This window comes from Rhizobium sp. MHM7A (genome assembly GCF_005862215.1).
Classification (GTDB): domain Bacteria; phylum Pseudomonadota; class Alphaproteobacteria; order Rhizobiales; family Rhizobiaceae; genus Rhizobium; species Rhizobium bangladeshense.
This window is the reverse complement of the sequence record NZ_VCHT01000001.1, coordinates 272,900-286,123: the sequence shown is the minus strand read 5'-3', so window position 1 is coordinate 286,123 and position 13,224 is coordinate 272,900. Positions and strand designations below refer to the sequence as shown.

The following is a 13,224-nucleotide window of genomic DNA, read 5'->3' as shown; positions in this document are numbered from 1 at the left end:
AACTATCAGTTTACGAGGTAGCGGCCAGAGCCAAGGACATTCCCATGCGCAAATTCATTGTCGTTGAAAACGAAGAAGATAAAGCTCATTTCGTCGCGGCGGGGCTCGACAGCCTGGCAACCGTCTACGTGAGCGGAAGGAACAGCGCTCTGTCGCTTACGAGTTCGTTTGCGATGACAGATAAAACATACGCGGTCTACGTCATCGGCACCGCGTCCGAAGAGGACCGTTTCTTCAGTGATTGGCTAGTCGACGCGGAATATCTCGCCAGCCGGTCCATCAACGACAGCCAGGGAAGCATCCTCCCAGCAGCCCCATCTATTGAAGCCGCCTGCAGGAACGACGCATGGGTAAACCGCTTGAAGCAACGCCTCGACGGACACCGTAAATCCTGATGCTGGCACGATGAGAGGTGCTGGGCCTTATCGCACCTACGGGGAGAAACCTACTCTCATGACCCGCAAACCCGATCTCACGAAAGAGCAGGCCAAGGAAGTTCGGGAGCTATACGCTCAGAGCCGGGACAAAAACTCGCCTGCATACTGGAACACCAGGATGCTGGCGCATTCCTTCGACGTGTCTCAAGCCGTCATTAACGCGGTCATCAACAGAACAGGGGCTTACGCCGAAGATTGATCGGTCGACACCGTGAGGCAGCGAGAAACCACCTCAAAATCCCATTTCATCGCTCTCTCGTCGCAGTAGCTCCGCACCCCGCTCTACGAATTTGTTTCCGAGAGCATAGAGCCTGTGCTGGAGCACCGGGTTCTGTGTCCGGGCGGCAAGATGCGACGTTAGTGCGTCCATATGATCTGTCCATGCCGTGTCCACCGCTTCCCAGGAGTCCTCTGGACTCCCAGGACGATCTTTCAACAGAGTTTCGTCGAGTTCATCGCAAACTAGTTCAATTAAAGCGACAGGGACGACGCCATCTGTCGGCCCATCCAACTGCAGTCCTGGGGCAGCCAAAAGACGGAAATACATTCGAACTACGAAAACAGAATCATGCTCCGCAATATCTGAGGGCAGGGCGCGAAGAGCGCCGCTTAGAGAAATCGCCCGTTCAGCCATTCGTTTTGTGACTGCCGGAAATTTGTCGCTGGCCGATAGCATAGACAGCCAGGCCGGAAGCTCACAAGAGTTCAACGCCTGAAAACGGCACCCTTTGACGAATTCCCCGTGGGGAGAAGCTACCCTGTCGAGCAAGATGCCAGCCGCGACCTCCACAGAGGCAGAGGCGCGCTTTCCTAATTCGCGCAGCCATTCTGCCATGTCTAACTTTCCATCGACACGGTCATAGAAAAGCTCAAGCATGGCGCATTCGTCAGGTGTCATTACGCTTGGCTCCTCGAAACCGGCCCACAAGGAACCCAGACTGCATCATATCCACTCCTATATAAGGGCCAGACGAGGCATGCGACGAATTTTCTTTGAACAAGGAAGAACATCGAGCGGCTCCAGTTCTAGCCGTCCAACCCACGCGTTGTCGGTTGCACCTCAGAAGCATCATGTTAACAAGATTGCATAGAGGATATGAACCATGCAGCTTAAAAGAAACAAGGGGTTCGCCCTGATCGTCGTCAACGGCGGCGCGGAGATCGCCCCATACCGTTACGATGGTAGCGACGAGTGGATGGTGAAGACGGCCCGTACGCCGATTTTCCTTCGCGATTACGATGATGACCTCGATGTTCACTTCGAAGGGAACTCAGAAGGAGGGATCGCCGACGTCATCCACGTCATCGCCATTGCCGACAGCCAGGCGGCACTTCGCGATCCGAAAACCATATCTGTACCGGAGAAAGGCGTGCTGACGGCTGCTTCATCCGCGATTCAGGCCGAAATCGCCAATTCTCGGCTCTCGCCGACGATGAAAGCCCACTGCAGAGGACTTTTTGATGAGCACCATATCGCGTCGACAACCTACCGAGCATCTTCTCAATCCGGCGACTTCACGCAAGGTGCAGTCAACAGCTTGAATACCCTGACAACGCGCGAGCGCCTTATGCTGCAGGGCATGCACGACACGATCTCATCGGCCTTGAGTGGCGGCAGTTACAGTTTTTGATAAGTCGAAGCGAGCCTGGGCTTGGATGACTTCCCGGGCTGCAAATCCCTGCCAACGGCCTGACCTCCTGAATTCCGGTTCCGATTATTCCAGCGCGGCAACGAACCTGATGCCGCGAACCCATTTCCTAACCTGACATCAACCACTTTCTGTTACAGTCGGCGAATGGCAAAGCGAGCACGACCAAGCAGACCGAAGCCACTCCTGCACGAAGACGGCGGACCCATAAAGTCGCGGCCGGTCAGAAAGAGGAACCCGGCTCAACCGGCTCTCCCATTCGATCCGATGCCAACCCGGGTCGAGCCAGCGCTGGCACAGCTACGAAAGGTGCCGCCCTCAGGCTCCGACTGGTCCTGGGAGATTAAATGGGACGGATATCGCGTACATGTTCACATAGAGCCTTCGGGCGTCCGCGTACTGACCAAGGGAGGCTACAACTGGTCGCATCGATTTCCCTTGATCACAGAAGCTGCCAAAGCCCTTGGCCCGGCCACCATGATCCTGGACGGTGAAGCCGTTGTCCTGGACGAGCATGGCAGGTCCGATTTCACCGCGCTTCAGAAGTCCCTCGGGGCCGAAGGGCGGAGAAGCGGCTCCAAAGCCTCACCGGCTATCATGATGGCTTTCGACATCCTTTACCTGGACGGACATGACCTGAGAAAGGTGGAATACAGGACACGCCGCCACCTCCTCGAAGATATCCTCTTGAACGCAGAAGGGGCCATCCGCCTCTCCGAGAGCATTGACGCCGATCCAGTGACCTTGTTAGAGCACGCCCGCCAGTTCGAGCTGGAAGGCATCGTCGGCAAGCATCGAGACAAACCCTACAGATCAGGCCGGATGGGTGACTGGGTCAAATGCAAGTGCGTCCAGAGCGAGGCCTTCCTGATCGTAGGCTACGAGCCGTCGACATCGTCAAGGGAAGGGTTCGCTTCATTGCTGCTGGCGGCCTACAACGGGACCGACTTACAATACGTCGGATCAGTCGGCACCGGCTTCACGGAGCGTGCTGCGCTCAATCTCCGCAAACTGATGGACAAACTGACCTGGAAGCGTAAAGCACCTCCAGTGACCTACTCCGGCCGCCGCAGAGTGACCTGGCTTCAACCAACGCTCATCGCCGAAGTCGAGTATCTAGCGTGGACCTCAGACGGGAAATTGAGGCATTCGGCTTACAAGGGTCTGCGTGAGCCTCAGGACAACGCGGACGTCTACCGTGTCGCACCGAATGGAAATGAAAATCTGGAAACGTAATTCCGAGCTAGCGACGCGGCTTCCAGCCAGGGAACATTTCCTTCATCGCGGCTGTCACCCGAGCTTCCTTTTCCACCTCCCGACGGTCCTTAGGTGGTTCAACGAGAGTGTCCCGTTCGATCATCTGAACGGGAAGGGGTCCCAGGCGCTCTTTCCCGACTGCAGCCAGACGTTCTCGTTCAATCTCAGCCCACCTGCGAGTAGATGGCGGCGCAACAGTTTCCCTTTGCTGAGCGAGCGAACGACGGATTTCGGACTCTGTTCGCTTTACCATCTAGCACCATCTCTCGTCGTTCACTTCAGCCATACATAGTTCACCAGGCAGCGAACTCCAAGATTACCATGCGATACCGCCGACCATTCGCGCTCACAGTCATAAGCCGCATCACAGACCTGGCGACAAGATGTTAGCCGGACTATTCGCAGGGCGAACCATCCGGGTCCATGAGCCATCCCGTTTTGCCTCAAACATCGCAGTACAAGGGGACTCGTAATCCCAATTCTCAATGAACCCATACCGCTCATAAAAGTCGACAAGTTCTTTGTGGCTTGGACAGTTATTGTCATCCATCGGCGTCGCGTTCAAAACCATTCGAACATTAAGCTTATCCGCTTGTTCCACCAACTTGGAAAGCATCTTAGTCGCGATCCCCGACCGGCGAATTAGTGGCGAGACCTGCAGGTAGGTGACGAATATTCCGTCGTCACCGTCAACCATCATTTTCAACACCAACCCATCACACTCCTCCGCCACCCGGTTCATTTCGCGCTGAAAGCGGCGAGCAGGAGTAATTTCAGCCTCATTCGCTCTTCTTTCCAATCGAGACGACAAGGCAGTAGCGATCCAGTCGAACATTTCCCAAACACTACAAACGACTTAATAGGTGACGGATATTATCCAACCGGGAAAAGCACTCACCAACCGACGGCTGAGACACGATCAGACGTGGCCTGACACGCAGGAAATTGATCGATCTCGACCACGGATAAGAGCTGTTTTACAGCCTTCTTGGCGATACCACTGAATTCCTCAAGGTGATCGATCTTCTCTGCAGCGTCGGCCAAATCTCCCACGAGCGCCGCAATCTTCCGACCAAAACTAAGGTTGGCTATGTCACCAAGACTCTCGCGCGCCGTCAGCTCTACTTTGAGGACCGCCGCCACCTCTTTCACCAAATTCCGCAGTAAGTTGAAGTCAGCGCTGTCCCAGTTCATACCAAGAAATCTCGGAACCAGGCGTGCTAGCTGGAGTGACAGGCTTTTTAAGCGACGTTCTGCGGGTCCAGACATTTAATTTTCCTTCTGGCAACGAAGCACCATTAAATGATTTGCGATTTCGCCCTGTCAATCCAGGTTGATGACCCACGTCGATTTGGCAGCCGATAAGACACGTTATCGACCCTTCATCAGTTTTAGACAAGCCGTTTTGACGGCAAAAGAAATAAATGGATACAGGTCTGCGGGCCTCCGCCCTCAGTTTCAACACCATGGGCCACCTCGTCCGTTGCGTCCTCAGCAACTAAGCTAGACCGGACAAACAAGCAGGACCAACGATGAAGATTTCCTTCACGCCACGAGACGGCATCACACACGACTTCACCACTTTCGAAGAGATGGCCACGTGTGTCAGTGAAAAATTGCCGGTTCGTATCGTCATTGAGGACGATGGGCGAACACTCTCAGACGTTTCGCTTACTCACTGTCCGGAGGCCGAAGACTTTCTGGAAGCAGTGCTCTGGACCACCCCTGAAGGAAGTGCGCCCGATGACAAGTATACACAGGGTGACTGCGATGTCTTTGCAATTACCCTACAAAGACTTCTGCCAGACGGGCGGCTGATAGCGGTATATGATCCTGTCGACCCTTTTACCGGCCGGAAAATGCGCGGGGCTCCATATCTGATCCATGCTGGTTTACTACTGGACGACATGGTTCTGGACATTCGCGGAGCGAGAGAGAAGTTCGACTGGATCACAGCGCATCGTGAGAATGGAGATGCATCTGATCTTTGGGGCTGGCGAGAGGTCTCCATCACGGACCTGGAAAAGATGCAGAAGAGCAAGATAACTGAAGCCGAAATTACGGAAGCAATGCCTTATGCCCGGCTCGTCCACATCACCTGCAGCGTGACGGATAAAGAACTGGAACTCCCCGTCCCAACATTCTGAATATATCGCTTTCTAGACAATATTGCATTCCCCTTTGCGAAGCTTGCGGGGAATAACTCGTCAGTCGCCTGATCCTAGAGGTCTTTATATGGAAAATCAGTTATATCGCGTCACCCTCGACGACTCCGCAGTCAAACTCCGGGCCAGGCCAGCAGACATCGAGTTCGACGAAAGCCAACTTGCCGAAATAAACGAAAAGCTCCCAACGTCAGCAGGCACCGGCCTTCAGGTCGTTGCCTTCGAAAAGGTGGGCAGGCAGTCAGACTTCGACATGGATGATTCGCGAAAGTGGATGGCAAGCCTCCACGTAACGCTTATCGTTAGCGCCGACGAGGCTACTGCGAAGCAGTTAATGCCATACAACTTGGTGCCGCAACACCTCTCGTCGATCTCCGACCTCCTGGACAAAGCGACCTCGTCGATGCGCCCGAAACTAAAGTTTAGTGGCGAATGGATCGTGAATGAAATCGGCCTCGCCAATGATTTCGAGCCAGAGCCCGCCACTCCAAAGCTCTGAAGAAGCTACTTAGCAAGGCTTGATCTTCACGACAGCCTCGCTCATGATCATTGCAACACGGCCCCTGTCGACTCGATAAATTGTCGAGTTGCTCAGGGTTTTTTTATTGCTCCGCGCAGGGTCACATTCCCGGGCGCGGCCCTTACTCGTCGTCACCATAACAAGCCTCTTGATTGCTGGCCGCAACCGGGCTCTGCCTAGACTTGAGCGTTTCATCGTGGCGGATATCCATCAGCTGACTCCTTGACGACCAAGCACGGTCTAAACCGGCATGATTTCTTTCACTTCAGACTTCGGGATAATACAGCAGATTGACGGAAACTCCGTCCTGCCAATATGGCGGTCAGCGTAGGCTTGGGCACTAGCCTTACTTTTAAAGGGTTTGGCCTTCTCGATCTTCTCGATACCGTAGCCATGTATTCCTGAATACGGCTCTCCAGCGTACCGGTAGTTCCCGAGGTAGATTACAAATTCATCCATCTTCGCCAGAGTCCGCTCCACATCATTTTCTACGAGATGATTTAGACACAGAACCGAAGACCTTCAAGCTGGCAGATTAAGAACCTTCGAAAGACGACGTTCATACTCCACCTGCGTCGCCTCGACCGCTTCAGACAGCGTCTTGAATTCTTCTTCGATGAAACTTTCACAATGACCTGGCACCGACCAAATCACCATGAATTCCTTGCTGTAGCGCTCGATCCTCAGACTTCCGAACAGAGGACACCTCGCCCTATAGTGATCGCCGCCGAGATGCTCCCAAATCAGCGGCTTTATGATGCCTCCCCTGTCCGGAGAGGACATTTTCGAGTCGATGTCGTTGTCTACAATCATTCTGGCCACGCAGCGAAAAGACGGATCGACATGTATCGTATGGTCAAGTCTCGCTGCTTGCCAAGGAAATCATTGCACTGCCGATCACCGGCCCGGTGTGTATTCTTTGAAAACTGGGTCCAAACTCTGATCATCATCTTTCATCAGCACCGGCCGCGCCAGGGTAGTTTCACAACAAGGTTGACAGGAGGCCGCGTGGCAAAGCGCTTTGACCGATAGTGCTCTTTATCGGTCGGTTGTCACTCAGTCCAGCGGGATCACCCAGAAACGTCGTCGCCGCTTAGAAACGAAGTCGCTCGACGATTTGAGCCATCGTTTGATAGACAGGATTTAATGCAAAGTGCTCAGCCACATCGGAGAGCACCTCATTGTGACTCCTTTTTGGTTCGCTCTTCTCCGCCCAGGTCCGGCCGGGATGCAGGATGTCCCACGAAGATCGTTTATTAGCTCTAGTAGAGGCGCTATCTCCGTGCTTGCCGAAGCCCGACAAGCATCCGCCTTCGTTGTTCCACACCGGCTTAAAGAAATCGATCAGGACCTTCTCGACTGAAACTTGAGTGCCGTCTCCGAGCGGTAAATAGCGATATTCAAAGTGCTTCGGATAGAGCCCCACCTTTTCGATATTTCTCAGATGCTCCACAAGCCTCGTGTAGAGGCGAATGCCCTGCTCGATTGGCTTAACTGAAACGATGTCCGGGTCTGCTTTACCCACATAAATCGGCGTCTCCGAACCGGCGATAGGGGCGTAAGGCAGAAGTGGACCCGTGTAGTAGAGAGCATACACTCCGCTACCATAGAATGGCGTTAGATCGCTCAGAGGATGCCTTTCCTCCTGAATGAACCTAAGCGCCAAAACAACAGCCTGGAATTTCGGGTCGTTGGGATCGATGATCTGTTTCGGCTGGGCTACGAGATCGAGAACATTGGCAGCTTCGTCAAGTTGTTTCGCGTACTTTCGAATTTCACTCACGTATCGGGCCATTTGCTTAACGGTAAGTGTCGGGGACCGCATACTCGATGCCGTCACTCGAACGAGATTCACGATCTCTTCTAGCGTGTCCAAATCAGCGGGTGCTACAATAATTTTTGGCAAACGTGCAGGCCATCTCAACTCAGTGAGAAAATTCTCCTGCTGAAGCGCCGTCGGCGCAACGCTCAAATACCCAGCAAGCTGAAACCCAGGACGCGACGAAGTGACGGAAATCAAAGGGTGAGGGCGTCAGGCGTCGCCAAACAAGCGATAATAGGCTTTATCGCCTCATCACAATCGTTAACCACACCACGCCAAAACTATGTCAACACTTGATAGGCGAGTTCAGCCTTGGTAAAACAATCCAATATTCAACTGCTTGTGGATTATTGCCTGCATGGAAGAAATGGTCTCGATGCACCATCGACTACCAGCGGAACTCCGTCGGCGTTTGAAGGTCGCCGCCGCGCAGCGTGACCTTGCCATGACGGATATCATCAATCAAGCAATCGAGATGTGGCTCGACCAGGAATTCGAACGGATGGCCGATGACACGGTGGCTTCCGGAAGCATTCCGTCTGCAGTCTCGGCGCTGGTGAACGCAGAACCAGAGGCCACCCATTCCCTTGTTCGAAACCTGCCAAAGGATCGGATCATCCTGATCTCGACTGCGCTTGGTGCCGACCCTGACCCACGCCATAGCTTTGGCGGATTGACAAGCCAGCTAATCAACGCGGTCGAGGAGGAGAGGGCGCGCAAATCGCTGGCGTTTGCAAAGTGCTGAGACTGAGGATCAATTAGAGCCTGACATTCGAGCGCTTGTCCGATGCTCGACCGAGCCTTGTAATGGTCTCCTCGCCATTGCCCAGAAGCCCCGACCATGCATATCGAGCACGCTGAAGAATACATCGACCCACTGCAGCGGGCGCGGCGCGCGAACTGGCTGAAACCTATCACCTTTCCGTCGGCTCAATATAGCAGCGGGCTTACCGTATCTTGATGTCCATGCCGAGAACATAGGCATGGTACCTGATCAATCCCGCCTCGGAGCGATGGATTTCGGGATGAACGACATCGAGAGCGTGCTTGGCTAGTCACTTCTAAAAGGCATACCAAGGCGGACGGATGAGGCCACACTCACGCACTCACGGTAGTGGCAATGGAGCGCCGATAACAGACCTGGCGAACTTAGTTGACCTCAACGGCCGTTGCCAGCACGATGGAATATCATCCCTGGAAAATTCAAAATGACAGTCATCCCAAAGGAATCGTTTAGCGGCGCGACCCGCAGAGGCATCGAAGATATTCGCGCCGCAATCGAGCAGGCGAACAAAACGACGTCAGCGGCCATTAATGAGACCCTCGAAAACAACGACGAGACACTCGTTGAGATTTTCAATCGATCCGAACGCGCGTCGGAAATTGATTGGGTTAACTTCAAAAAGAGTAGAGAGCGGGTACGACAATCACTGAAGGAAGCCCCTCTATTTCTGGCCTGTGCATTCGCCCTCATCAGCGTCCTGGCCGCCGTTCTCCTACCTCTTGCAGAAGCTCTAAAAGAGCCCCCACAAGACATCCCACCCTTGAGCTTCATCATGGGGTTCATGGCTGTGATTATGGCCTATCCTTTTGCGTCTACGCTGCTAGAACTCTTGAAAGAGCGCCGATTGGGATACACCGGCTGGTTTAAGTCCCAGATGCGTTATCGGCTCAACTCCGCCTGGGCAATCAGCAAGGAAGCCATATACGCCGCGCGATTGAACAAAACCGATGAAGAGCTAATTGAGGTCGTCAGAGTGCCGTTCCATGAGGTTCAGGCTTGTACTTATGCCGATTACGACGGCCTTCAGGTCGCACACCTCTATACCAAAGGCGGCCAAATTTTCGTACTCGCCGAACCAGCTGGAAAAACCCTCACTGGGGCCGCGAACTTGGCGAACTACATCTGGTCCCTAACAAAGGGCGAGCCGGAAAAAGGCAGATAACAGCCCCTTATCGGCCGCCTTAAATGAAAGAAGACTTTCTGTGCGCAACAACCAGAAAACCTCTAAAGGACAAGAATCAGTTCGAGTTTCGGGATTTCCACTTCATAAACTTCACCTTTGAGTAGGCGGCTCCAAAAAACACGACAAGCTCAAACATGAACAACGAGGCGACCGGCGTCATGCTGTCGCTCGTTTTATACAGGCTGCATAGGTCATTTTTAATGAGCCCATACGTCATCAAAGGCAGCACCACGCCGAACAGCAACAAGATTAAACCAGTTCCAAGGTAGACAGTTTTAGTCGCTTTCTTCCCTTCGCCAAGCACCGGCTGACCATGAACCAGGGCAGCGTATACTGCCATGCCGGTTACAGCCAACGCCCCAATGCCAAATATTGAAAATCCAACGCCAGGGCCCATCCGCTCACACAACACCGGAAACAGCCAGCCCCACCCAGCCAAAGCCAATCCCACGACAGGCGGAATCGCACTCATGCCGTACAGAAAGCCTTCCAATCGAGTGAAGGACCTCATGAACCCAGAGTATCCTATACCAAGGACCGTCGCAGGGAAAACCGAGGAGAGGTATTTGTGCCGATCACCATCTCCCAGCCCCTGAAGTTCGAGCGCCGCCATTCCCGCCCATAGGGACAAGACAAGCAATCGCCACACACATGCCGAACGCGATCTCGCATACCCGCTCACGACTAATTCTTTCATGAAGGCTTTCCCAAAAAGAATATCGTCCTATGAGGCCGACATGGAAGCAAGGCGCTCCGGAAAGCCGATAAGGTCCGTTATCAGCTCAACGCGTCATCGCTGTTACCCGATTTCTACCATCTCACCAGTACGCTTGAGCCAAGCTTGAGGTTGTGTAACGATCTCCACAACAGGAGCCCTCAAATGCTTTACTACACCATATTCGGAATCGATGAAAACGGACTGGCCTATAGCTTTTCCAACGAAACCCAGGATTGGGCCCTCCGAGGAGCGCGAAGCAGTTCCCAGTGCTTCGGCCTGTGCGAAATGTCCTCCTACCAAGGCGAGCGCAGTAGAGTGGCTGTCCGATACGCATGGAATCCAATAGACGGCTATCAGTTCGACCCTTGCGGCGACATAGCGAAGGCTTACGATGATAGAAGTGCTACACAAATGCGGATTTAACCTATCGTCACGGGTGAACCCTTAAAAAGCTTCTCCGCGCGTGTAGCTGCGGCGCTACAGATCGGTGCATTGCCAAACAGCAAAATAGGCCCCCGCAGGCAAGCTTGTCGTATTCACGGTTCGTTGAGAGGATTGAGAAAAGCTCTTCAGCGAGAAGTCATTCATGAACGACCTCAAATTCGACCACTATTTCGGCGTGGCAATCACCCTGAACACCGACGGCCTCGCTATCTACAAACACGCGCTAACGTCTTCAGGGCTTTGTGTCGGCGCTCTTTTAAAGAGCGACGCAGATGGTTGGAAGGGGCTCGTGCAAGCTCCTTACCTAACGCGCACCGTCTCGGACGAATTCAAAACTCAGGAGCAAGCACAAACCTGGATCACATCTGAGATTGCCAAACAACACGCGGTCCAGGCAGCTGATCCAGACCTCGAACAATACCATTTCTTCAAAATTCGCAATGGATGCCGGGCGTCGGAGATCATCGAAATCCTTAAAGTGTTTGAGGAATTCGGCGCGAACGTTGGCTACCTTGCCGATGCCGACGAATACGAAGGCACCAGTGCCATGGTGTTTACCGCTCCCCGTATGGCTTTGCGCTTCATCCCCGATGCCATCAACCCCGAAATCGACAGTTGGGGTGTACGCGGGCGTTCCTACCTGTGCGACAAGCCGGAAGCTATCGAAGCGGCGATGGCTGCATTCCCACACGATGTCACAGCGGAACAAGACATCTATCTACCCCTCAGCAGTCTTTCCGACCTCCGAGCAACAAAGTCCTCGATTGCGGCACTTCATCAAAGCTTCCTGGATAGGGAAACCGAAAAGAAGACTCCGAAGCTATAGTCACTGCATCCCCGAGTGACGGTCGATAACACCCGTTATCAAGGCTTAATGAATCTTGATAACGCGAAAGACATGGACCGACCGGAACACGTCACCCTTTCGACCCCAAAAGGGCTCCGGTCTTTCGACGCTTAACCATTGCTGGCCCACATTCGGTCGTTGCCGCATACGCCGCCATAGATGACATTAGAGTCCTTACACTCTGGTATATCTATGGCTGAAATCATTCCCTTCAAAAAACACGTTCAAAATCATGAAACAGACGAATTCGGCGGCCTACCCGACAAGTGGAGGCTTCGCGAGTTCTCACACGCCAGCGCCGCGAAAGCCGACAAAGCCGTGATCGCACTTTTCTGCGACGTCGAGGACCTGCATGAATGCCGCTTATTTCACGTTATCAACCCGCTTGGAGAAATGGCTGCCTCTTTTGCTGTCTTGCCGTCCAGAAAATGGGTCGAGCGTACCGCCTTCAATAGCAAGATAAATGCAGGTGACACACTCCAGGCGCTGGCGGGATTGTACCGTTATAATGGCTGGCTAACGGAGTTCGAGTGGTCACGTGGATATATCTTCGGCGAAGATGGAAAATCCTACTCCGTGAATGCTCTTCCGGATGCAATCGAGGTTTACGGGAGCGTGTCCATCAAAGATAAAACCGGACTTTTCTTACCGCCGATGTTCTCCACAATGGGGAACTTGGAGATTTCCAACACCACGATAGCGAGAAGCCCTCGCTACATAAGATGCTTCGATCTCCGCGTTTCCGGCTCGTCCATGTACGAGATCGCAAGAAGGATCGCGGTTATAGGCACCTTGGAAGTAGCCGACAGTGCTATCAAGCGACTCTGCCACACCGCAATCATCAATAACGACCTGAAGCTCACTCGCCTCAAACGAAGGATTGCGATGCCGGAAGCCTGCACCATCGCTGGCAACCTGACGCTCGAAGATGTGAACCTGGACATTTTCGACCAAAACATCGTTATCGGCGAAATCAGAGAGCACTACAGCAACGGCAATTCCGCATACCTTGGCAAGGATTTCCTAGGTCAGCTGCTCGCGCCAGGAAGTGCGGTGAAGTTCCTCAATTTGATCGAACGCGACCGACACGGCTACCCAATCAACGTTCAGAACACAAACGGCACCTACGGAACGTTCGTTGGTCGGAATGATGATGGCAGCTACCTCTGCATTATTGGCTCTCAACAAGAGCCCAGGCAGTTCGTAGACGTCTGCCGACTGGATGTCATCGGCGTTCGGAAACCTCCGGCACTGCCCACCCTGTAACCCGCCGACCGAGCGCCTTACGAGACTGTTATCGTCGGTAGGCGTCCAGAAAGGACTTGACCTAATCACCAGCTAGATCGACTATGAAACTGGCTACCATATGGGTGTGGCCATGCCTTCCAACTTGCGCCA

The 13,224-nt window shown here is 53.5% G+C and carries 16 protein-coding genes; 10 read left to right on the top strand and 6 right to left on the bottom strand.

The window, feature by feature from the left end:
- The first annotated feature begins 44 nt into the window (after positions 1–44).
- The gene (locus FFR93_RS01705) at positions 45–395 is read left to right on the top strand and encodes a hypothetical protein (RefSeq protein WP_138391610.1); all 351 of its coding nucleotides are present in this window, start codon (positions 45–47) and stop codon (positions 393–395) included.
- 58 nt (positions 396–453) lie between these two features.
- Entirely contained in the window at positions 454–636 is a 183-nt protein-coding gene (locus FFR93_RS01700) for a hypothetical protein (protein ID WP_138391609.1), read from the top strand.
- Between the two features lie 33 nt (positions 637–669).
- On the opposite strand, the gene FFR93_RS01695 is transcribed toward FFR93_RS01700, so the two are convergent.
- A complete protein-coding gene (locus tag FFR93_RS01695; protein ID WP_138391608.1) occupies positions 670–1,335 on the bottom strand; it encodes a hypothetical protein in 666 nt (221 codons plus the stop codon).
- A gap of 205 nt (positions 1,336–1,540) precedes the next feature.
- Here FFR93_RS01695 and FFR93_RS01690 point away from each other — a divergent pair, with 205 nt between their 5' ends.
- Both FFR93_RS01690 and ligD read left to right on the top strand, forming a co-directional pair.
- The gene (locus tag FFR93_RS01690) at positions 1,541–2,068 is read left to right on the top strand and encodes a hypothetical protein (RefSeq protein WP_138391607.1); all 528 of its coding nucleotides are present in this window, start codon (positions 1,541–1,543) and stop codon (positions 2,066–2,068) included.
- A gap of 165 nt (positions 2,069–2,233) precedes the next feature.
- Positions 2,234–3,322: a non-homologous end-joining DNA ligase gene (gene ligD, locus FFR93_RS01685; protein ID WP_138391606.1), complete on the top strand. Its 1,089-nt coding sequence runs from the start codon at positions 2,234–2,236 to the stop codon at positions 3,320–3,322.
- A gap of 385 nt (positions 3,323–3,707) precedes the next feature.
- Here ligD and FFR93_RS01680 read toward each other — a convergent pair whose 3' ends face one another.
- Both FFR93_RS01680 and FFR93_RS01675 read right to left on the bottom strand, forming a co-directional pair.
- Positions 3,708–4,178: a GNAT family N-acetyltransferase gene (locus tag FFR93_RS01680; RefSeq protein WP_138391605.1), complete on the bottom strand. Its 471-nt coding sequence runs from the start codon at positions 4,176–4,178 to the stop codon at positions 3,708–3,710.
- 59 nt (positions 4,179–4,237) lie between these two features.
- Positions 4,238–4,612, bottom strand: coding sequence for a hypothetical protein (locus FFR93_RS01675; protein WP_138391604.1), 375 nt, complete (start codon positions 4,610–4,612; stop codon positions 4,238–4,240).
- 263 nt (positions 4,613–4,875) lie between these two features.
- Here FFR93_RS01675 and FFR93_RS01670 point away from each other — a divergent pair, with 263 nt between their 5' ends.
- Entirely contained in the window at positions 4,876–5,490 is a 615-nt protein-coding gene (locus FFR93_RS01670; protein WP_138391603.1) for a hypothetical protein, read from the top strand.
- 88 nt (positions 5,491–5,578) lie between these two features.
- Entirely contained in the window at positions 5,579–6,007 is a 429-nt protein-coding gene (locus FFR93_RS01665) for a hypothetical protein (protein WP_138391602.1), read from the top strand.
- A 543-nt stretch (positions 6,008–6,550) separates the two neighbouring features.
- On the opposite strand, the gene FFR93_RS01660 is transcribed toward FFR93_RS01665, so the two are convergent.
- Together FFR93_RS01660 and FFR93_RS01655 are read right to left on the bottom strand one after the other, a co-directional pair.
- Positions 6,551–6,841 (bottom strand): hypothetical protein, encoded by a 291-nt coding sequence (locus FFR93_RS01660; protein ID WP_138391601.1) that lies wholly within the window; start codon positions 6,839–6,841, stop codon positions 6,551–6,553.
- A 280-nt stretch (positions 6,842–7,121) separates the two neighbouring features.
- A complete protein-coding gene (locus FFR93_RS01655; protein WP_138391600.1) occupies positions 7,122–8,000 on the bottom strand; it encodes an Eco29kI family restriction endonuclease in 879 nt (292 codons plus the stop codon).
- 208 nt (positions 8,001–8,208) lie between these two features.
- Here FFR93_RS01655 and FFR93_RS01650 point away from each other — a divergent pair, with 208 nt between their 5' ends.
- Complete coding sequence (locus tag FFR93_RS01650; protein ID WP_138391599.1) at positions 8,209–8,595, top strand: hypothetical protein; 387 nt, start codon at positions 8,209–8,211, stop codon at positions 8,593–8,595.
- A 463-nt stretch (positions 8,596–9,058) separates the two neighbouring features.
- The gene (locus FFR93_RS01645; RefSeq protein WP_138391598.1) at positions 9,059–9,796 is read left to right on the top strand and encodes a hypothetical protein; all 738 of its coding nucleotides are present in this window, start codon (positions 9,059–9,061) and stop codon (positions 9,794–9,796) included.
- A 76-nt stretch (positions 9,797–9,872) separates the two neighbouring features.
- On the opposite strand, the gene FFR93_RS01640 is transcribed toward FFR93_RS01645, so the two are convergent.
- Positions 9,873–10,514, bottom strand: coding sequence for a hypothetical protein (locus FFR93_RS01640; protein WP_138391597.1), 642 nt, complete (start codon positions 10,512–10,514; stop codon positions 9,873–9,875).
- 607 nt (positions 10,515–11,121) lie between these two features.
- Between FFR93_RS01640 and FFR93_RS01635 the strand changes: the two genes are divergently transcribed.
- Together FFR93_RS01635 and FFR93_RS01630 are read left to right on the top strand one after the other, a co-directional pair.
- Positions 11,122–11,805, top strand: a complete 684-nt coding sequence (locus FFR93_RS01635) for a hypothetical protein (RefSeq protein WP_138391596.1) — start codon at positions 11,122–11,124, stop codon at positions 11,803–11,805.
- Between the two features lie 213 nt (positions 11,806–12,018).
- Positions 12,019–13,092 carry a hypothetical protein gene (locus FFR93_RS01630; protein WP_138391595.1) on the top strand — a complete coding sequence of 358 codons (1,074 nt, stop codon included), beginning with the start codon at positions 12,019–12,021 and terminating at the stop codon, positions 13,090–13,092.
- Positions 13,093–13,224: the final 132 nt, after the last annotated feature.